The following is a 19,148-nucleotide window of genomic DNA, read 5'->3' as shown; positions in this document are numbered from 1 at the left end:
TCGAGTCGCCAAACACTTGACCGACCTCACTGCACGGTCTCCCGCGCAGCATCTTTCATTTTCCGGGGTGCCGCCACGCCTGCATGCTCGTTAGCCGTTAGCCGTTAGCCGTTAGCCGTTAGCCGTTAGCCGTTAGCCGTTAGCCGTTAGCCGTTAGCCGTTAGCCGTTAGCCGTTAGCCGCAGGTTTGATGAGCGGCGCCGATGCTGTCAAATCGGTCGATCGACTGCCGGATGCTGGCGGCCGGCGGCCGGAAGCACTCGGAGCGCCGCTTCCAGGGCTCGGCGCAGCTCTTGGGGCTTGACCGGTTTCGATAGAAAGTCACTCATTCCGGCCGACAAGCAATCACGCTTGACGTCCTCGGAGGCGTTGGCCGTCAGAGCGACGATCGGGATTGCCCGCTCCGGTGCCTGATCGCGGTAGCGCCGGGTGAATCCGATTCCGTCGAGCTTGGGCATCCGCAGGTCGACGATCGCGATCCCGTAGCCACCGCTCAGCGCTTCTGTCAAAGCTGCCTCCCCATCGGCCACGCGGGTGATCTCGAAACCCATCTTACCCAGAAAACGGGTGATCACCTTGGCGGCGATCTCGTTGTCCTCGGCGACCAGGACACGCATCCGCGCCGCATCCGCGATCGGCTCCAAACCGAGCGCCGGCGAGGACAGCCCGGCTTGCAGCGCTCCATCCGTTGGCATGCCGGCGCGCCCCGAGAGCGACTCGGCCGCGGCGATCAGATCCTCCGACAGATAGGGCTTCGCCAGACAGGCATCTGTCGTCCCCTCGAGCGCGGGGCGTCGTCCGGGGTACACCAAAAAGAGGCAGGGCACCGCCTCGCCGAGAGCCGCTTTGACCTCCCCCCGCACCCCATTCAGATCACGACCCTGCGGACAGTCGGCAATGACGAGGAGATCGAAACGCTGCCCCCTGATCTGCGCAGAGTCGACGTCGGCAGGCTCGGCGGGCGCCTCGCAGGCCGCGCCCTCGCGGCCGAAGGCGGCACAGGCCAATGCGCGGCAGGTGACGTTCGGCTCCAGGATCAGGATCCGCAAGCCGCGAAGCCGACGGCCAGACGCGCTCGGCACAGCTGCGTCGCCCTCGATCAAGGGCAGACGCATCCAGAACCGACTCCCGCACCCCTCCTCGCTCTCGACACCGATCGCCCCGCCCATCAACAGGGTCAGCTCGCGTGCAATGGTCGTCCCGAGGCCGGTGCCGCCGAAGCGTCGCGTGGTCGACTCGTCGGCTTGGCGAAAACGCTCGAAGAGTCGCGGGAGCTTGTCCGGCGGAATGCCGATTCCGGTGTCGACGACTTCGAAAAGCAGGTGAGGGCTGCTCTGCTCGGCCTCGGGCGGCCGGACGCTCAGACGAACCCGGACCTCGCCCGTCGGCGTGAACTTGACGGCATTCCCCATCAGGTTGAAGAGGATCTGGCGCAACCGCAGCGGGTCGCCGATCAACCGAGGCGGGACGTTCGGATCGACATCGGCGATGAGCTCGAGTCCGGCCGAATGGGCGCGCATCGCAAGTGCATCGGAGACGTCGCGCACCAGTCTGCGGGGATCGAAGGGGATACGCTCGAGGACGATCCGACGCGCATCGATCTTCGACAGATCCAGAATGTCGCCGATCAGCGCGCCGAGGATATCCGCCGAGTTGGCGATGGCCTGGACATAATCGCGCTGCTCGTCATTCAGTCGGGTCCCTCGCAAGAGTTCGGTCATGCCGACGACACCGGTCAAGGGAGTACGCAGCTCGTGCGTCATGAAGGCCAGAAAATCGCCTCTCGCCTGATTGGCCCTCTCGGCCTCGGCACGCGCATCCTGGACCTTGCGCAGCAAGGAATATTGATACAAGGGCAAAAGCACCAAGAGCGCCAGGAAGAATGTCGCCTCGAAGGTGTGAAGACGCCATTCGTCGAGCGCGATCAGTACGACGTTGTAGCCGAAGACGGCAGCCAGCGAGGCCACCACGAGATGCTGCTTGCCGAATCGGGTCCCGGCGGAGATGAAGACCAGTATATAGAGTAGGTAAAAGGGGCTGATCGCCTCGCGGGTGATGAAGATCGCCAGGCTGATGGCGACGACGTCGAGACAGATCCCGAGGTAGACCCGTGCCGGCCACTCGGGGCGCAGGGCGATACTGATCAGAAACCCGACGTTCGAGGCCAGATAGATGCCAAAGAGCGTGAGATAGTAAGGAACGTCGACCCGGTAGTACTGCGTCGAGGCGCCGACGGCGATGTAGAGCGCGCCCAGTAGACAAGCGGTAATTCGCACCAAGGCCGATTGAAACTCTGGGTTTCCCGCCAACGCGTCCGTCACGCCGAAACGCCTGATCATTCCATTCATTCCCTTCCCTCCGAGCCTGCGGTTGAACACCCGAGCCGCGTTTGCGCAATCCCTGCCACATGGATCGATCATGGTATATTAGCGAACCGTTTCGCACATTTCGGCACGTCGCCGATTCCGAGCTGCGATAACGAGATTGACCGGCCCGCGCGCATCCATTCCGATTCCGGGCTCGACCCCCGGACCGATCGTAAGCCCGATCGCGGCCCGATCAAAGCCGGCCGCGACGAGGTACTCAGCTCAAGAGAACGAGGAGAAGACAATGTCCAAGAAGCATCCGATCGTTGCGGTAACCGGTTCCTCGGGTGCCGGTACGACGACCGTCAAGCGCGCCTTCGAGCACATCTTTTATCGAGACGGCATCAAGGCCGCCGTGATCGAGGGTGACAGTTTCCACCGCTACGACCGCGTCGAGATGAAGGCCGAGATGGCGCGTGCCGCCGAGACCCACCGCAACCTCAGCCATTTCGGTCCCGAGGCCAATCGGTTCGACCTCCTCGAGGAGCTCTTTCGCAATTACGGCGAGAGCGGCACGGGCAAGCAGCGCTACTACATCCACAGCGACTCCGAGGCCGATCACCACAACGCACGCCTCGGCACGCAGCTGAAGGCCGGCCAGTTCACGCCGTGGGAGGATCTTCTCGAGGGCACCGACGTGCTCTTCTACGAAGGACTCCACGGGCTGGTGGTGACGGAGGAGGACAATATCGCTCAGCACGTCGATCTCGGCGTCGGCGTGGTCCCGATCATCAACCTGGAGTGGATCCAGAAGATCTTCCGCGACAACGCCGAGCGCGGCTATTCCGCCGAGGCGATCGTCGACACCATCATGCGCCGCATGCCGGACTACATCCGCCACGTCACGCCGCAGTTCTCGTTGACCGACATCAACTTCCAGCGTGTAGCGACGGTCGACACCTCCAATCCCTTTATCGCCCGCGATATTCCGACGCCGGACGAGAGCTTCGTCATCATCCGCTTCAGGGATCCCGAGCGGCTCCAGATCGATTTCCCCTATCTACTGTCGATGATCAACGACTCCTTCATGTCGCGGCGCAACACCATGGTCGTGCCGGGCGGCAAGATGGGGATGGCGATGGAGGTCATCCTGCAGCCGATCATCGAGCGCATGATGGACGCGCGCAGGGTCTGACCGCACGCAGTCACGGGCCTCGCGGGCAGACTTACCCGCGAGGCGACTCATCGGCGCGCAGCGTCGTCGCGTTTCTCTGCGTATGCCGAACGCTTCCTCGGTTGCGATCGTCGTATCAAGGCAATGGACCCGAAAGGAGCACCGGCCTGTTAAGCTATCTTCACGGCTTCCACGCCGGAAATCACGCGGACGTCGTCAAGCATGCGGTTCTTACCCTCGTGCTCGAGACACTCTTAGCCAAACCCAAACCGCTGGTCTATGTCGAATCGCACGCCGGCGCCGGTCGGTACGACCTCGGGGCCGAGCAGGCGCTCAAAACCGCAGAGTATCGGCTCGGGATCGAGCGACTCTGGGAGCGGCGTGATGCCTTTCCGGAGCTCTCGGCCTATCTCGGGGCCATTTCGGCGCTGAATCCGGACGGCGGATTCGCAACCTATCCGGGATCACCCGCCCTCGCGGCGCATCTGCTGCGCGCCGAGGATCGACTGATCCTGATGGAGCTTCATCCGGCCGAGTCGCAGACCCTGCGTCGTCATCTCGGCGGCGACCCCCGGATCGGCATCCACCGTCGCGACGGTCTCGAAGGACTGACCGCACTCTTGCCGCCGAAGCCTGCACGCGGGCTGGTTCTGATCGACCCGCCATACGAGCTGGTGTCCGAGTACGCGCGCGTTGCAGACGCACTCGTCGCCGCGCATGCTCGCTGGCCGACCGGGGTCTACGCACTTTGGTTCCCGCGCCTGGGGCTGCAACGCGATCGTTCCGCGGACCTGATCGGTCGCATCCGGCGATCCATCCCGGACGGGCTTCTGTGCGAGTTGACGGTGCGGCGACAGGTCGACGACTTCGGCATGCACGGCTCCGGAATGCTGATTCTCAACCCGCCTTGGCGTCTGGAAGAGCGGCTCGCGGACCTGCTCCCGCGACTCGCCGAGTTGCTCGCGATCGAGGCGACGGGCCGCTCGGTACCGGCATGGAAGATCGGTCGACTCTAGCTGCCGTAGCGATCAGCGTGAGCGTGCTCCCTGGATGCCCACTTGATCGACCCATCCACCGCGACAGTCGGAGCTCCGCTTGGGCGCTGCAAGGATCAGCGCGCCAAGCTCGGCGGTATCGTCGACGACACCCTTCAGACCGATCCGCAACTCCTCGATCAGCCCATCTGAACAGCTCAGGCGGACCCGCTCGCCGGCCCCCTTGCCGAAGGTGTCGTCGAACGCGGCCCGCACCCGGGTCGCAGTCAGGCGCTTGCCGATGTTCTCCTCGAACAGTGCACGAACGCCGGAGGCGTTGAGCTGCTCGAGCAGCAACATGGAATGACGGAAATAGGTATCCGCATCCGTGCCGTAACAGGTCCCGTGCTTGACCCACTGGTGCCGCTGCAAATCGGACCGTGTTCCCGGCATCAACGTGTCCAGGCGCGCGCGTGTCGTCGCATCCAGATCGAGCGCCGGCAAGAGGCGCCACCGGCCCGACGTCGAAAGTGTCCGTTCCCGCTCGCCGACACCGCAATAGCTGTTGCCGATGGGCTGAGGCCAGAGACCGTGGAGCGAGAAGCGCCGCGCGTCCGGGCGCTCGGGCGTCTGGTCCCGGCATTCCGGACGCGTCGCGCGCAACTCGCAGAAGGCGGGCTGCCAACTAGCCGCCAGCACGAGCTGGCTCTGCATCGAACCCGCACGCGATGACGTCGGGGGTGGCGGAGGCGACGACTGGCGGCGCGCATCCGTACCCGCAGTGGTCGCAGGGGCGTCGGCAAGACGACCGCATCCGATCTCGACCCAGCGCTCCTTCGGGTTCGCGTCCTCGAACCTGAGTCGATAGTGGCTCGGATCCGCCCGATTGGTCCCGACGACCGGATAGTCTCGGCCGGGGATGAGATGGATAGAACCCGGGTTGTCGGGACGCTTGATCGAGACCGTCGCAGGGCAAGGTTGCTCGGCGGTCAGAACGGCGCCCAGGCGCTCGGCGAAGGATGAAGCCGACCACAGCAGCACGAGAACGGACAATAGTGATCGGCGCACGCGTGAGTGTTTCAGTGCCATTGGCTCCAATCTCCAGCCGTCAGCCGTCAGCTTCAGGTTGGTCGCGCGGCGTCCTCCGGGACATCGGGCGCATCTTCGGTGAAATCCAACGCCTCTACGCTCACAAGGTGTACACGCCGGCTGTCCGCACGCATCACGGTGAAGCGGAACCGGCCGAGCTCGACCGACTCGCCTTTCTTGGGCAGATGGCCGAGTGCGTTGACGACCAAACCGCCGATGGTGTCGAACTCCTCGTCGGAAAAGTCGCTGCCGAAATACTCGTTGAAGTCTTCGACGGTCGTGCGCGCCTTGGCACTGAACTCGTTCTTGCCGCGCCGGAAGATCCCGGGCCCTTCGTCGTAATCATGCTCGTCGTCGATCTCGCCGACGATCTGCTCGAGCACGTCCTCGATGGTCACGAGACCGCCGGCGCTGCCGTACTCGTCGATCACGATCGCCATGTGATTGCGGCTGGAACGAAATTCCTTGAGCAGGACATTCAGGCGCTTGCTCTCGGGCACAAAGACTGCGGAACGCAACAGATCGCGGATGTTGAAGGCGCGCCCGCCGTGGTCTCGGCAGAAGGACAGCAGGTCCTTGGCGAGAAGGATGCCGACGACCTCTCCTTTGTCGTCGCCCGTGACGGGAAAACGGGAATGCGCCGATTTGACGGCGATCTCGAGGATCTTTTCCAGCGGGTCATCCCGCTTGAGAGAGACCATCTCTGCGCGTGGAATCATGATGTCGCGCACACGCAGATCGGAGACCTGCAACACGCCTTCGATCATGCTCAAGGCGTCGGTATCGAGCAGCTCGCGTTCCTTCGCATCCTTGAGCACCTCCAAGAGCTGCTCCTTGTCTTGTGGCTCGCCCCCGAGCATCTGGCCGATCCGTTCGAACCAGTTGCGTGAACGCGAGCCCTCGGTAGATCGATCGCTGGCCATCGTGTCTTATTGATCCTCGTAAGGTGAAGGGAATCCCAACGCGCCGAGGATACCCGATTCAAGGGTTTCCATCTCCTCGGCATCGCGCTCTGTAAGGTGATCGTAATCAAGCAGATGCAGGACGCCGTGTACCACCATGTGGGCCCAGTGAGCCTGCGCGGCCTTGCACTGCTCGCGTGCTTCGCGCTGCACCACGTCCGCGCAAATCACGAGATCGCCGAGCAGATCGGCGATCGGATCCTGCGAATCGAGACCGAGCTCCAGCTCGGGCGGAAGGTCGAACGGAAAGGACAGGACATTGGTCGGCCCTTCACGTCCGCGATAGGTCCCGTTCAGGACCGCTCCCTCCTCGCTATCCACGAGGCGAATGGTGAGGGACGCACGCTCGCGCCGACCGGACAAGGCAGCCGCCGCCCAGCGCTCGAAGTCGGCCGGGGTCGGGAGATCCGCTGCCTCGCAGGCGATCTGGAGATCCAGATCCAGCGTCAAGGGCCGATCGCCGCTCATGCCTTCGGCGCCCGCCCCCGCAGAGGTACCGGCTGCTCGAAGGCATCGTAGGCGCTGACGATGCGCTGAACCAAGGCGTGGCGCACCACGTCGCGGGCGTTGAAGAAGGTGAAGCTGATGCCCTCGACATCCTTGAGTATCTCGACGGCTTGGCGCAGACCCGAGGGCTGCCCGCGCGGAAGGTCGACCTGGGTCACGTCGCCCGTGATCACCGCGGTCGAGCCGAAGCCGATGCGCGTCAGGAACATCTTCATCTGCTCGGGCGTCGTGTTTTGAGCCTCGTCGAGGATGATGAAGGAGTCGTTGAGCGTGCGCCCGCGCATGTAGGCCAGAGGGGCGACCTCGATGACGTTGCGCTCCAACAGCTTGGTGACCTTCTCGAAACCGAGCATCTCAAAGAGCGCATCGTAGAGCGGACGCAGATAGGGATCGATCTTCTGGGCCAGATCGCCGGGCAGAAACCCCAGACGCTCGCCGGCCTCCACCGCGGGTCGCACCAGCAAGAGCCGGCGCACGCTGTCGGATTCGAGTGCCTCGACGGCGCAGGCCACCGCGAGATAGGTCTTGCCCGTCCCGGCCGGGCCGACGCCGAAGTTGATGTCGTGCTTCAGCATGGCGTGGAGATAGCTCTGCTGATTCGGTCCACGTGCTCGGATCAGGCCGCGCTTGGTCTTGATGACGACATCGGGCAGACGATCCTCGGCCGACTCCAAAAGCGCGTCGGCCCCGGACTCCTGAAGCCAGAGATGAATGGTCTCGGGCGTGAGGACCTCGGAAACGGTCTCGGCATAGAGATCTTGGAGCAACTGCTCGCCGAGGCGCACGCCTTCCGGATCGCCGATCAGACGGAAGTTGACGCCGCGATTGCTGATCTCGATGCCGAGCCGACGCTCCAATTGGCGCAGATGCTGATCGAGCTGACCACAGAGGTTGGCGAGCCGCACGTTGTCGGCGGGCTCGAGCTCCAGATCCAGTGTTTGCGGTTGGGTGGACAAGGAGGTGGGCGCGCTCAAGCGCCGATTCCGCTCATCGCCGTCCGAACCGCTGCGGCGGTGACGAGACGGCCACGCAGCGAGTTGGGGAGCGCCTCGGTGATCGCGACCTCGACGAAATCGCCGATCAGCGCGGGCGGGCCGGTGAAATTGACGACGCGATTGTTCTCGGTCCGACCTGCAAGCTGGAACGGATCCTTGCGCGACGGCCGCTCGACCAAGATGCGCTGCAGGGTGCCGACCATCGCCTGGCTGTAATGCCGAGCATTGTCGTTGATGCGCGCCTGAAGCCGCTCCAACCGAGACTTCTTGTCGGCAAGCGGCACGTCGTCCGGATAATCGGCCGCCGGCGTGCCGGGCCGCCGGCTGTAGATGAAGCTGAAGCTCTGGTCGAACCCGATCTCCTCGACCAGATCCATGGTTGCGGCAAAGTCGCTCTCGGTCTCGCCGGGAAAGCCGACGATGACGTCCGTGGAGATGCCGATTCCGGGCCGGGCTTGCCGCAGCCTGCGGATCTTCGAGCGGTACTCAAGCGCCGTGTGCCCGCGCTTCATGGCGGCGAGGATCCGATCCGAGCCGGACTGCACCGGCAGGTGCACGAAGCCGACGAGCTCGGGCACATCCGCATAAACATCGATCAAACTGTCCGAAAACTCCACCGGATGGCTGGTGGTGAAGCGGATGCGATCGATCCCGTCGATCGCGGCGACGTAGCGGATCAGAAGCGCAAGATCGGCGGTATCGCCCTCGCCGGCCGCGTCGGCAAAAGCGCCCCGATAGGCATTCACGTTTTGCCCGAGAAGGGTAACCTCGCGTACGCCCTGCTCGGCCAGAGCGGCGACCTCCGCGATCACGTCGTCGAAGGGCCGGCTGATCTCCTCCCCTCGCGTGTAGGGCACAACGCAGTAAGTGCAGTACTTGGAGCAGCCCTCCATCACGGACACGAAGGCGGTCGGTCCCTCTGCGCGGGGTGTCGGCAGGCAATCGAATTTCTCGATCTGCGGGAATGACACGTCCACCTGGGGTGCGTGTCGCTCACCGAGGTTCTTGAGCATCTCGGGCAACCGGTGCAGCGTCTGGGGGCCGAACACGATGTCGACATAGGGCGCGCGCGCGCGGATCGCCTCGCCCTCCTGGCTCGCGACGCAACCACCCACACCGATCACCAGGTCCGGATTCTCAAGCTTCAACGCCCGCCAACGCCCGAGCTGCGAGAACACCTTCTCTTGCGCTTTCTCGCGGATCGAGCAGGTGTTGAGCAGCAGGACATCGGCGTCTTCGGCCCGCTCCGTCAGCTCCAGACCTGCGGACGCATGCAGAACATCGGCCATGCGGGCCGAATCGTATTCGTTCATCTGGCAGCCGTGGGTCTGGATAAAAAGCTTGCGGGGCATCGAAGGCATGAGAGCGAGGGGGCGCGATCGCGCAGTGAATCAGGTTGATGGGGTGAGGAGAGGCAATCCACAACCCCCGGCCGTCGAGCGACCGGCCGTGCAGATCCGCATCGTCCGGCTTAGGTGCCCGGGTGTCAAGTTGGCCGAGCCGGGCTTGGCTTGGAACAAATCCCTTCGAACGACGACCTTAATTCAGCGTGAAATAGTCGGCATTTCGCCCTTGCGGATTACCGAATCGCCGACAACACTTTGGATAACGAGGGTCGGTTGGGTCACGACTTCGAATCGCGAGGGAGACGCCATGAGGCGACGATACTTGCTGAAAGCAGGTCTTGCGACCGGTTCCCTTGCCGTCGCGGCAAAGGCCGGGTTGCTCTGGCCGGTGACGGTGTTGGCCTCGGACTGGCCGGCGGATGGCTTCTCGGCCATGAGCGTCGAGGATGCGATGGCCATCCTGTTCGAGGGGGCGCCGATCGAGCAGAGCGAACGTGTTCAACTCGAGGCCAAAGCGATTGCCGAAGACGGGGCCAGTGTCCCGATCGCGATCCGTACCGACTTGTCCGGGCCGCTCCTCCTGACCCTATTCTCCGCGAGCAACCCGACGCCGGCAGTGGGTCGATTCGAGCTGGCTCCGCAGTTGGGCGGGCAGCTCGATACGCGGGTGAAGATGGCGGACTCCGGAGACGTCATCGCCGTGGTCACGGCCGACGGCAAGCACTTCAGCGCCCGGCGGCATATTCAGGTCGCCGCCGGCGGTTGTGGTTGATTCATCACGAAGCTGCGAATCCAGTCGAGGTGATGCGATGGCTCGACACAAGGCAGAGCACAAGATGGCGGCCCGTATGAAGGACGGCGTCGCAGAGGTGAAACTCCTGTTGTCGCATCCGATGGAAACGGGCAACCGAACGGATCCGACGACGGGGCTGAAGGTCCCCCGCCATTTCATCCGGGAGCTGGTCTGCGATCTCAACGGGGAGACCCTGCTGCAGGCTCAGTGGAGCTGGGGCATGGCCCGGAATCCCTATGTGGCGATGCGTCTCGCCGAGGCGGGCCCCGGGGATCGCGTGCGCTGCAGGTGGACCGATGATCGCGGGGTCGAGGACGCCATGGAGGTCATCGTGTCTTAGGAGGTTGCACGCCATGTGGGATCAGATCAATCCTTGGTTGGCCGGCGGAGGACTGGCAATCGGCGTTGCCTTCGGCGTTGTCGCGCAGCGATCGCGCTTTTGCGTGGTGTCGGCCCTGAGCAACTTTGCCCTTATGCGCGACTACCGCCAGCTGCACGCCTATCTCGCCGCCCTCGGGATCGCTGTCATCGGGACATTCGCGCTGGAGTGGTGGCAGCTGGTGGCCGTTGGGGACTCGAGTTATCGCCGCCCCGCCTTCAATTGGCTCGGCGCGCTCGGCGGCGGCCTGATCTTCGGCTTCGGGGCGATGCTTGCGGGAGGCTGTGCGTCGCGCACCCTCGTGCGTACCGCCGAGGGAAACCTCGGCGCCCTACTTACCCTGCTCACGTTCGCCTTGATCGCCATGGCCACCATGTTCGGCGCCCTCGGGCCGGTGCAAGCATGGGTGATGGACCATGCGCTGCCGATCGGTGCGGGCGATGCTTCCCTCTCCATCATCCTGCATTGGCCGATGTGGATCGCGCCTGCGGCGGTCGGCCTGGCGTGTCTCTACGCGATCTTGGAATTCGGCCAGTGGCGTGATCATCCCGGCAACATTGTCGCGGGCCTGTTGATCGGACTCTTGGTGGTCGCCGGCTGGTTGGTGACCGGGGTGCTGGGTGTCGACGAATTCGACCCCCAGCCGCCGGCGTCGATCACCTTGGCGGCGCCCTTGGCACGGACCGCCACCTGGCTCGCGATGGGTCAGCATACGGGGAGTGCATTCGCCCTGCTCCTCGTGCCGGGCACCCTGCTCGGCGCATGCCTCGCGGCGCTCGTTGCGGGTGAGTTTCGCTGGGTGGCGCCGGCGAGTGACCGCGTCGCCGCCTACCTGTCCGGCGGCGCATTCATGGGATTCGGGGCGCTCCTGGCCGGCGGATGCAATATCGGCCAAGGGCTGACGGGCGCCGCCACACTTTCGGTGTCCTCTCTGTTGGCGGTCGCAGGGATCGTCGGCGGGATGACGCTGGGAATGCATTGGATCAGCCGGACCGCATCCCGACCGACCGGGATCACGCAGAGGGGATAGCGGGACTCGCAAGGGAATGTGAATCGGGCGAGTAGAAGCAGCGGCGCGCCCGACGCCGCGTCGAGAACCGAGGCAGAACGTCGGCGCCGCCCCGCATCCGGATCGAGGCCGGTGGCGCCCACCACCACGGGAGCGAACCACCTCATGAAAACGAGCGTTAGATCTGCCCTGAGCGGGTTGCCGAGCCTGGTGCTCGGCGCCCTGCTGTCCAGCTCGACCCTGGCCGACGATGTACAACGCCACGGGGAATCCTACGTCATCTATTTGCCGGCGACGCTTCAGTACAGCGAAGTGGTCGACCGGGTACAGACCGAGATCTTGGCCCAGAATTGGGATGTGGTGAATGTCCAGGATGTCGGTCTCGGCTTACGCAAGCTCGGAGTCTGGACCGACAACACCATCATTCAGGCCTGCCAGTCTCAATATCTGAAGCAGGCCGTGCGCAAGGATCCCTTCATCAGCCTGATCATTCCCTGCCGCTTCACCGTGTTCCGCGAGCACGTCGCGACAGGGCCGGGCGGAGATTACGAGGCAAAACCGGCCCGCATCGTCGTCGGATTCGCCGACCCCGTCAGCGAGGCGAAGGCCGTGGGCCTGACACAGATCGAGGAGGCCGAAGCGGCGACCGAGGAGCTCAAGGAGGTCCTCGCGCGCGTTGCGGACTTCTATAAACCCTAGGCGGCCATCAACGGCAGGACCGGCGCGGCGCCCGTCGGGCATCACCGGCGGTGCCGGAGCCGGTACCGACCAAGCCCAACGCAAACGCGCGGCCGGAGTATCCCGAAGCGCAACCGGAGAATGAACCCGGGTTGACGCCGATCAACTTCACCTCAAACTCTTCAACACAGCATCTAGTTGGCGCTATAGTCCGCACCACAAGATATAGTGGCAACGGACAAGAGACGCCTTCATGGGACACCAGCACAACAACCTGTCGACCCTGCCCTTGCGGGTCCGCAAGCGCGACGGTGTCGAGGTGCGTTTCGATGCCGCCAAGATCGAATCTGCGATCCAACGCGCGGGACAGGCGAGCGGCGAGTTCGGTACGCCCGAGGCGAGTCTGCTGACCGCGCAGGTGGTCAAGGTGCTCGCGCATCGCTACGGGGCCGACCGCCTGCCCGACATCGAAGGCATCCAGGATGTCGTCGAGCAGACGCTGATCAGCGCGAACCATTTCGAGACCGCCCGCAGCTACATCGTCTATCGCGAGCAACATAAGAAGCTGCGCGACGAGCATCGCACACTGGTCGATGTCGGCGGTTCCATCAACGAGTATCTCGACCGCTCGGACTGGCGGGTCGCGGCCAATGCCAATCAGGGCTACTCGCTCGGCGGCCTGATCCTTAATACCTCGGGAAAGATGATCGCCAACTACTGGCTGAGCCACGTCTATCCGCCCGAGATCGGCCAGGCCCATCGCGACGGCGACATCCATATCCATGATCTGGACATGCTCTCGGGCTACTGCGCCGGCTGGTCGCTGCGCACCCTGCTCAACGAGGGGCTGAACGGGGTTCCGGGGAAGGTCGAAGCCGGCCCGCCCAAGCACATGTCCTCGGCGATCGGGCAGATCGTCAACTTTCTCGGCACGCTGCAGAACGAGTGGGCCGGCGCGCAGGCATTTTCCAGCTTCGATACCTACATGGCGCCCTTCGTGCGCGTCGACAGGCTGGATTACCCGCATGTCAAGCAGGCGATCCAGGAGCTGATCTACAACCTGAACGTGCCGTCGCGCTGGGGGTGCCAAACACCCTTTACGAACCTGACCTTCGACTGGGTCTGCCCCGAGGATCTGCGCGAGCAGGTCCCGGTGATCGCCGGCGTGGAGCAACCCTTCACCTACGGCGATCTCCAGGCCGAGATGGACCTGATCAATCGGGCCTATATCGAGGTGATGACCGAGGGCGACGCCAAGGGGCGGATCTTCACCTTCCCGATCCCGACCTACAACATCACCTCCGATTTTCCGTGGGACAGCGAGAACGCGGAGCATCTGTTCGAGATGACGGCGAAGTACGGCCTGCCCTACTTCCAGAACTTCCTGAACTCGGAGCTCTCGCCGAACATGGTACGGTCCATGTGCTGTCGGCTGCAGCTGGACCTGCGCGAGCTTCTGAAGCGCGGCAACGGGCTCTTCGGCTCGGCCGAGCAGACCGGCTCGCTCGGCGTGGTCACCATCAACTGTGCGCGGCTCGGATACACCCATCGCGGCGACGAGGCGGGGCTTTTGGCGCGGCTCGACACACTCCTGAATCTCTCGCGCAACAGTCTCGAGATCAAGCGCAAGGTCATCCAACGCCACATGGATGCCGGGCTTTTCCCCTACACCAAGCGGTATTTGGGCACCCTGCGCAACCATTTCTCGACGATCGGCGTGAACGGGATCAACGAGCTGATCCGCAACTTCACCAACGATGCCGACGACATCACCACGGCCCGGGGCCACGCCATGGCCTGCCGGATCCTGGATCATGTCCGCGCACGGATGGTCGAGTTTCAGGAATCGACCGGCAGCATGTACAACCTGGAGGCCACACCCGCGGAGGGCACGACCTATCGCTTCGCCCGCGAGGACAAGAAGCGCTTCCCGGACATCCTCCAAGCCGGCACGCCCGAAACGCCCTACTACACCAACAGCTCCCAGCTGCCGGTGGGCTATACGGACGACCCCTTCGAGGCGCTCGCCATGCAGGAGGCACTTCAGACCAAATACACCGGCGGCACGGTGTTGCACCTCTATATGAACGAGCAGATCTCCACGACCGACGCCTGCAAGCGGTTGGTCCGGCGGGCGCTGGAAAACTTCCGTCAGCCCTACATCACGGTCACTCCGGTGTTCTCGATCTGCCCCAAGCACGGCTACATCGCGGGCGAGCACGAATTCTGTCCGGTCTGCGACCGCGAGCTGATCGCACGCAAAACCGCGGCACTTGAAGAGACGGCGGCGTAGGTCGAGCACAGGGTCACCGAACGCTCTGCCGCTCGACCGACCAACAAACACACTCCATCATTCGAAACGACATCAGGAGCGAGACCATGACCAACCCAACCATCGAGCTGAAGACCGAAGAACGCACCCGTTGCGAGGTCTGGACCCGCGTCATGGGTTATCACCGCCCGGTCTCGGCCTTCAATGCCGGCAAGCGCGCCGAGCACGCCGAGCGCTGCTACTTCACCGAGACACCCAACGGATCGGCGATTCGCCAAGAGCGCCGCGCCGCCGCCTAAGTCGCCGAGTCCGTAGACCCGCCGCACCCATGTCTCGACAGTTTCCCTGCCCGAGCGATCTCGATCTGCCGATCTCTTCGGACGTCGCAGACTCGGCCGACACGGGACAATTGCGGATCGGCGGTTTCGTGCCGTTGACGACGATCGACTACCCCGGCGAGCTCGCCGCGGTCGTCTTCCTCCAAGGCTGTCCTTGGCGCTGTCGCTACTGCCAGAACGGCGCCTTGATCGACCCGAGCGCCACGCCGGTCGTCGCATGGTCGGAGATCCGTGACTTCCTCGAGCGTCGCCGCGGGCTACTCGATGCCGTCGTCTTCAGCGGCGGCGAGCCGACCCTCCAATGCGCGCTGCCCGCAGCCATGGCCGAGGTCCGTGAGCTCGGGTTCAAGGTCGGCATGCACACCGCGGGGCCCGCGCCGAAACGCTTGGCACGCCTCTTACCGCTCCTGGACTGGGTGGCCCTCGACATCAAGGCGCTGCCCGAGGGCTATCCTGCAATCACGGGCGTCCCGCAATCCGGCGAGGCGGCCTGGGAGAGCTTGTCGTTGATCCAAGCCTCGGGTGTCCCGCTGGAGGTCCGCACTACCGTCATGCCGCAGTGGACCGCGCTCGATCTCGCGACGCTCGCCGCCGCGCTCGCCCGACAGGGTGTGCGGCGATATGCCGTTCAGGCCTGCGACACTCGACACGCACTGGATCCTCTCCTCCCTGCGCCCGCAATTCCGCTCGCACAGCTCGCAGCCGCAATCGACCCCGCATCCTTCGACCGATTCGTCCTGCGTGGCCACTGACGCGTCGGCGGAGACCTGCCCGCCCCGCGGCGCTCAGGATTGAGCCACTGCGCCGTTACGGCCCAGCATCGCCGCCAGCGCATCGGCATCGATTGGACGGCTGAAAAGATAACCCTGCGCAAGGTCGCAGCCCTGCTCCACCAGGAAATCGCGCTGCTCGGGCCGCTCCACCCCCTCCGCCAGCACACTCAGTCCAAGCGCTTGGGCCATCGCGATGATGGCACGCGTCAGCTCCGTATCCTCCTGGTTGTCGGGTATGCCCGCGATGAAGGTCCGATCGATCTTGAGGACATGGAACGGAAACCGCCGCAGATAGCTCAAGGCCGAGTAGCCGGTCCCGAAATCGTCGAGCGACAGCCGAATTCCGCGGCGATCCAGTTCTGCCAGCAAGGCACCGATGGTAGGACGGTCGCGCAGCAATACCCCTTCGGTGATCTCCAGCTCCAGGAGTCCTGCATTCAAACCCGAGTGTTTCAACGCCATGTCCACTTGCTCCGAAAAGGACTCCGGCGCTTGGAGTTGCAAGGACGACACGTTCACCGCCACCCTGCACGGCGCGATCGACTGCCACTGCGCGGCGGCCGTGCAGGCGCGCTCGAGGACCCAGCCGCCGATGTGTTCGATCAATCCGGCGTCTTCGGCCACCGGGACGAGAAGGTCCGGTGCAACGACACCGAGCTCCTCGCTGGTCCAGCGCAGCAGCGCCTCCGCTGCAACGACTCGCCCGCTGCGCAGATCGATCAAGGGCTGGTACAAGAGGGCAAGCTCTCCGCGCTCGGCGGCGTGCCGAAGGAGATTCGCCATCGACAAGCGCTCGCGGATCTGCACGTCGAGCCCCGGGACGTAGAAGCTGTAGCGGGCCCGCCCGTTGTCCTTGGCCTCCTTCATCGCCAAGTCCGCGTTCTTGAGCAGATCCTCCGCGGTCTTCCCGTCGCACGGGCTTACGGCGATACCCAAGGTCGCCGTCAGGAAAATCTCTCGACCCTCGATCGAGAAGGGCGCTGCGAAAAGGCCGAGTAGCGCCTGCGCACGCTCGGCCGCATCGACGGGATCGCGAAGGTCGGGGTAGATGACGAGAAACTCGTCGGCGGCCAGACGCGCCAAGGTATCGCCCGCCGAGACGAGGGCACTCACCCGCTCGGCCGTCTGTATGAGAACCTCGTCGCCGGCCGCGTGGCCTAGACTGTCGTTGATCCTCTTGAACTGGTCGAGATCAAGATAGAAGGTCAACACCCGATGCCCCTCGCGGGCAGCGATCATCAGGCTTTGCTCGAGTCGATCCATGGCCAAGGTGCGATTCGGAAGACCCGTCAGGGCATCGTAATTGGCCTGGTAGATCAAACGGCGCTCGTATTCCTTCCGAGTCTTGATCTCTTCGCGCAAGCGCTCGTTGTGCTCGCTGAGCTTGCGCCGCTGGACTCGCGCGACGTCCATCCGAGTCTGCAACACCAGATTCTGCCGCTGCGCCCCGAGGAGCATCCAACCGCCGACCAACAGGGCGACGGCCAACAGGATGAGTGCGAACAGAAACCAACGCGATGTCAGGAGGCGCTCGTCGAGCGATGTCCGCTCGCGGTCGACCAAGAAAAAGGGGGTTCCGGACACCTCGACCGGTGCTCCGACCGCACTCTCGATGCCGGCGAGCTCTGCGGCCGAGCGCAGCAGTCGATAACGAGCGAACCCGCTGCCCCCGGGATCGAGCCCGACGAGCGCGGCCAAGGTGGTCCGCTCGTTGACCCAGGCGACCAATGTCCCGCGACCGCGTCCCGCCATCACGATCGGCGCTTCCACCAGGATGGCATCCGGGTATCGAGGCGCATCCACGACCAGTCGGACATGGGTCGGGAAGCCGGGCTCCAGAGGCGTCCAACGCCCAGCTGCGGGCGGTTCTGACGCCGTATCGACCAGGATTGTCCCGTCGGCATCGAATAGGGCGATTCGATCGAAGAACGGCCCTGAATCGACGCGCTTTTCGCCGACACGCTCGATCAGGACCTCTCGGATCGAGACCAGGCTCGCTTGCAGGCCGTACTTCATCGACATACCGAGGTCGCGGTTCACGAAGAAGGACTGAACCGCCTGATCACGACGAAGATTCGCCAGATCGCCCAGTCGCTCGGCGTAGAAATAGCTCAAGGCATTGGCGTGAAGCTGCGCATCGAGCGCGTGCCGGGCCGCGGTGGAATGAGTCAGGCGGTCCTGGGCGACCCAGGTGGTCACGAGCAGGAGCGCGAGATAGACGACCAGCGCAACGCCGCCGGCAATGGTCGGCACCAACAACCAGCGTCGGCTGCGGCTCTTCTTGCCCTGTGGATCGGACATCACGGACGGTCCCAACGAATCGATCCTCGCCGGATTGAAAGAAGGCTCGGGGTGGCCTTGCAGAGCATCCCAAGACATGCCGACCACCCCTCATCTCGATGCAGCGGCATGCCACGGAGTGTACTGCAGCCCCGGGCAATGGGCAGGACGGGATGCCGAGAGATCACGAAACTGTGAGGTCGGTCCCAGTTTCGCCGCGACCGACATCCATCGAGATGACTTCTCCTTCAATGCCCAAGACGCGGATCTGCAGCGCATGCCGCGTGAGGTTCGGATTTGTGCGGAACCATCCGCCACCCCATCTCGTGAGTCATGCACCCTGCCAACCCCGACGACACGAGCACGCCATGCGCGACATCCTGCTGATCGACAACGGCTCCAAGCGCGCCGATGCCATACTGAGCCTGAGACGGATCGCGAGCGGACTCGCGGAGCGTCTCGGCGAGACGGTCCACCCCGTCTCGCTGTTGCACTCGGACCGAGCCCCGCCGAGTGCACTGCACGGACAACCTGCCGACACCTTCGAGCCATTTCTGAGCCGTCGCCTGAGCGAGAACACTCGGCGTTTCTTGATCCTCCCGCTCTTCTTCGGCCCGAGCCGGGCCATCAGTGACTATGTCCCGGAGCGCATCGCTGCCCTGAAGGATGATTTCGGTCCGTTCGATGTCCGGATTGCGCGAGCACTTTGCCCCCTGCCGGAGGGCGAGCCCGACCTGGTCGAGATCCTTCTGGACCGCATTCTCGAGACCGCGTCCGAGCAGGGCGTCGCACCGCTTCGGATTCTGCTGGTCGACCACGGCTCGCCCATTCCCGCCGTCACCGAGGTGCGGCGTTGGCTGGCCCGGCAGTTGGCGCAACGGCTCGCCGACGACCGCGGGCCTCGAATCGAGCTCGGCGAGGCCGTCATGGAGCGGCGCCCCGGAGCGGAATACGATTTCAACGGAGAATTGCTGGAGGATCGTCTGCGCGCACTTGCTGCGGAGAACATCTCGACCCCGGTCATCCTTTCCATGTTGTTCCTGTCGCCCGGACGACATGCCGGCCCGGGCGGCGATATCGCCGAGATCTGCGCGTCGGTCGAACGCGACAATCCGGGCTTTCGTGTCCACCCCTCAGCGCTGGTCGGCGGTCATCCCCGGCTGCTCGACATCCTCACGGCGCGGGTCGCAGAGATGGAGGCAGCATCCGCCATCACGACCGAAAGTGCGTGATATCACACGCCTCTCGGCGGATTTAACATAGATCAAGTTCCC

Annotated in this window: 17 protein-coding genes; 10 read left to right on the top strand and 7 right to left on the bottom strand. The window is 64.2% G+C overall.

The window, feature by feature from the left end; genetic code table 11:
• Nucleotides 1-208: 208 nt before the first annotated feature.
• Nucleotides 209-2,347, bottom strand: a complete 2,139-nt coding sequence (locus BLV04_RS21860) for an ATP-binding protein (protein ID WP_093037692.1) — start codon at nt 2,345-2,347, stop codon at nt 209-211.
• A gap of 262 nt (nt 2,348-2,609) precedes the next feature.
• On the opposite strand from BLV04_RS21860, the gene BLV04_RS21855 reads away from it, so the two are divergent.
• A complete protein-coding gene (locus BLV04_RS21855; protein ID WP_093037689.1) occupies nt 2,610-3,500 on the top strand; it encodes a phosphoribulokinase in 891 nt (296 codons plus the stop codon).
• 218 nt (nt 3,501-3,718) lie between these two features.
• Complete coding sequence (locus BLV04_RS21850; protein WP_245731993.1) at nt 3,719-4,495, top strand: 23S rRNA (adenine(2030)-N(6))-methyltransferase RlmJ; 777 nt, start codon at nt 3,719-3,721, stop codon at nt 4,493-4,495.
• A 12-nt stretch (nt 4,496-4,507) separates the two neighbouring features.
• On the opposite strand, the gene BLV04_RS21845 is transcribed toward BLV04_RS21850, so the two are convergent.
• The 5 genes from BLV04_RS21845 to miaB are packed head-to-tail and all read right to left on the bottom strand — an operon-like array spanning nt 4,508 to nt 9,358.
• The gene (locus tag BLV04_RS21845) at nt 4,508-5,542 is read right to left on the bottom strand and encodes a ribonuclease T2 family protein (RefSeq protein WP_093037686.1); all 1,035 of its coding nucleotides are present in this window, start codon (nt 5,540-5,542) and stop codon (nt 4,508-4,510) included.
• A gap of 32 nt (nt 5,543-5,574) precedes the next feature.
• On the bottom strand, nt 5,575-6,465 hold the full coding sequence (locus BLV04_RS21840; protein WP_093037682.1) for a CorC family transporter: 891 nt from the start codon (nt 6,463-6,465) through the stop codon (nt 5,575-5,577).
• Between the two features lie 6 nt (nt 6,466-6,471).
• Nucleotides 6,472-6,972: an rRNA maturation RNase YbeY gene (gene ybeY, locus BLV04_RS21835; protein ID WP_093037679.1), complete on the bottom strand. Its 501-nt coding sequence runs from the start codon at nt 6,970-6,972 to the stop codon at nt 6,472-6,474.
• Complete coding sequence (locus tag BLV04_RS21830; RefSeq protein WP_093037707.1) at nt 6,969-7,967, bottom strand: PhoH family protein; 999 nt, start codon at nt 7,965-7,967, stop codon at nt 6,969-6,971. The genes ybeY and BLV04_RS21830 overlap by 4 nt, the downstream gene beginning before the upstream one ends.
• Nucleotides 7,968-7,981: 14 nt before the next feature.
• Entirely contained in the window at nt 7,982-9,358 is a 1,377-nt protein-coding gene (gene miaB, locus BLV04_RS21825; RefSeq protein WP_093037704.1) for a tRNA (N6-isopentenyl adenosine(37)-C2)-methylthiotransferase MiaB, read from the bottom strand.
• Between the two features lie 301 nt (nt 9,359-9,659).
• Between miaB and BLV04_RS25100 the strand changes: the two genes are divergently transcribed.
• The 7 genes from BLV04_RS25100 to BLV04_RS21790 all read left to right on the top strand — a co-directional run bounded on the left by BLV04_RS25100 (nt 9,660) and on the right by BLV04_RS21790 (nt 15,573).
• The gene (locus tag BLV04_RS25100; protein WP_175534750.1) at nt 9,660-10,124 is read left to right on the top strand and encodes a thiosulfate oxidation carrier protein SoxY; all 465 of its coding nucleotides are present in this window, start codon (nt 9,660-9,662) and stop codon (nt 10,122-10,124) included.
• A 37-nt stretch (nt 10,125-10,161) separates the two neighbouring features.
• On the top strand, nt 10,162-10,485 hold the full coding sequence (soxZ, locus tag BLV04_RS21815) for a thiosulfate oxidation carrier complex protein SoxZ (protein ID WP_093037676.1): 324 nt from the start codon (nt 10,162-10,164) through the stop codon (nt 10,483-10,485).
• A 13-nt stretch (nt 10,486-10,498) separates the two neighbouring features.
• Nucleotides 10,499-11,554, top strand: a complete 1,056-nt coding sequence (locus BLV04_RS21810; RefSeq protein ID WP_175534749.1) for a YeeE/YedE family protein — start codon at nt 10,499-10,501, stop codon at nt 11,552-11,554.
• 144 nt (nt 11,555-11,698) lie between these two features.
• The gene (locus BLV04_RS21805; RefSeq protein ID WP_093037670.1) at nt 11,699-12,232 is read left to right on the top strand and encodes a DUF302 domain-containing protein; all 534 of its coding nucleotides are present in this window, start codon (nt 11,699-11,701) and stop codon (nt 12,230-12,232) included.
• 232 nt (nt 12,233-12,464) lie between these two features.
• Nucleotides 12,465-14,504: a ribonucleoside triphosphate reductase gene (locus BLV04_RS21800; protein ID WP_093037667.1), complete on the top strand. Its 2,040-nt coding sequence runs from the start codon at nt 12,465-12,467 to the stop codon at nt 14,502-14,504.
• A gap of 86 nt (nt 14,505-14,590) precedes the next feature.
• Nucleotides 14,591-14,782, top strand: coding sequence for an anaerobic ribonucleoside-triphosphate reductase (nrdD, locus tag BLV04_RS21795; RefSeq protein ID WP_093037664.1), 192 nt, complete (start codon nt 14,591-14,593; stop codon nt 14,780-14,782).
• Nucleotides 14,783-14,811: 29 nt separating this feature from the next.
• Entirely contained in the window at nt 14,812-15,573 is a 762-nt protein-coding gene (locus BLV04_RS21790; RefSeq protein WP_093037661.1) for an anaerobic ribonucleoside-triphosphate reductase activating protein, read from the top strand.
• 33 nt (nt 15,574-15,606) lie between these two features.
• Here the strand turns inward: BLV04_RS21790 and BLV04_RS21785 are convergent, their stop codons facing one another.
• Nucleotides 15,607-17,895 carry a putative bifunctional diguanylate cyclase/phosphodiesterase gene (locus BLV04_RS21785; protein ID WP_175534748.1) on the bottom strand — a complete coding sequence of 763 codons (2,289 nt, stop codon included), beginning with the start codon at nt 17,893-17,895 and terminating at the stop codon, nt 15,607-15,609.
• Between the two features lie 347 nt (nt 17,896-18,242).
• Between BLV04_RS21785 and BLV04_RS21780 the strand changes: the two genes are divergently transcribed.
• Nucleotides 18,243-19,106: a sirohydrochlorin chelatase gene (locus tag BLV04_RS21780; protein ID WP_093037655.1), complete on the top strand. Its 864-nt coding sequence runs from the start codon at nt 18,243-18,245 to the stop codon at nt 19,104-19,106.
• Nucleotides 19,107-19,148 lie beyond the last annotated feature (42 nt).

The sequence above is a fragment of the Thiocapsa roseopersicina genome (genome assembly GCF_900106925.1).
Taxonomy (GTDB): Bacteria; Pseudomonadota; Gammaproteobacteria; order Chromatiales; family Chromatiaceae; genus Thiocapsa; species Thiocapsa roseopersicina.
The sequence above is the reverse complement of the archived record's forward strand: the minus strand, read 5'-3'. Positions and strand labels throughout refer to the sequence as shown.

What these genes read in the sequence shown, in the direction of transcription:
- soxZ (WP_093037676.1), top strand. Translation starts at nt 10,162, where the DNA reads ATGGCTCGACACAAGGCAGAGCACAAGATGGCGGCCCGTATGAAGGAC.
- BLV04_RS21840 (WP_093037682.1), bottom strand. Translation starts at nt 6,465, where the DNA reads ATGGCCAGCGATCGATCTACCGAGGGCTCGCGTTCACGCAACTGGTTC.
- BLV04_RS21780 (WP_093037655.1), top strand. Translation starts at nt 18,243, where the DNA reads ATGCGCGACATCCTGCTGATCGACAACGGCTCCAAGCGCGCCGATGCC.
- BLV04_RS21785 (WP_175534748.1), bottom strand. Translation starts at nt 17,895, where the DNA reads ATGTCCGATCCACAGGGCAAGAAGAGCCGCAGCCGACGCTGGTTGTTG.
- BLV04_RS21800 (WP_093037667.1), top strand. Translation starts at nt 12,465, where the DNA reads ATGGGACACCAGCACAACAACCTGTCGACCCTGCCCTTGCGGGTCCGC.
- BLV04_RS25100 (WP_175534750.1), top strand. Translation starts at nt 9,660, where the DNA reads ATGAGGCGACGATACTTGCTGAAAGCAGGTCTTGCGACCGGTTCCCTT.
- miaB (WP_093037704.1), bottom strand. Translation starts at nt 9,358, where the DNA reads ATGCCCCGCAAGCTTTTTATCCAGACCCACGGCTGCCAGATGAACGAA.
- BLV04_RS21790 (WP_093037661.1), top strand. Translation starts at nt 14,812, where the DNA reads ATGTCTCGACAGTTTCCCTGCCCGAGCGATCTCGATCTGCCGATCTCT.
- nrdD (WP_093037664.1), top strand. Translation starts at nt 14,591, where the DNA reads ATGACCAACCCAACCATCGAGCTGAAGACCGAAGAACGCACCCGTTGC.
- BLV04_RS21805 (WP_093037670.1), top strand. Translation starts at nt 11,699, where the DNA reads ATGAAAACGAGCGTTAGATCTGCCCTGAGCGGGTTGCCGAGCCTGGTG.
- BLV04_RS21860 (WP_093037692.1), bottom strand. Translation starts at nt 2,347, where the DNA reads ATGAATGGAATGATCAGGCGTTTCGGCGTGACGGACGCGTTGGCGGGA.
- ybeY (WP_093037679.1), bottom strand. Translation starts at nt 6,972, where the DNA reads ATGAGCGGCGATCGGCCCTTGACGCTGGATCTGGATCTCCAGATCGCC.
- BLV04_RS21810 (WP_175534749.1), top strand. Translation starts at nt 10,499, where the DNA reads ATGTGGGATCAGATCAATCCTTGGTTGGCCGGCGGAGGACTGGCAATC.
- BLV04_RS21855 (WP_093037689.1), top strand. Translation starts at nt 2,610, where the DNA reads ATGTCCAAGAAGCATCCGATCGTTGCGGTAACCGGTTCCTCGGGTGCC.
- BLV04_RS21845 (WP_093037686.1), bottom strand. Translation starts at nt 5,542, where the DNA reads ATGGCACTGAAACACTCACGCGTGCGCCGATCACTATTGTCCGTTCTC.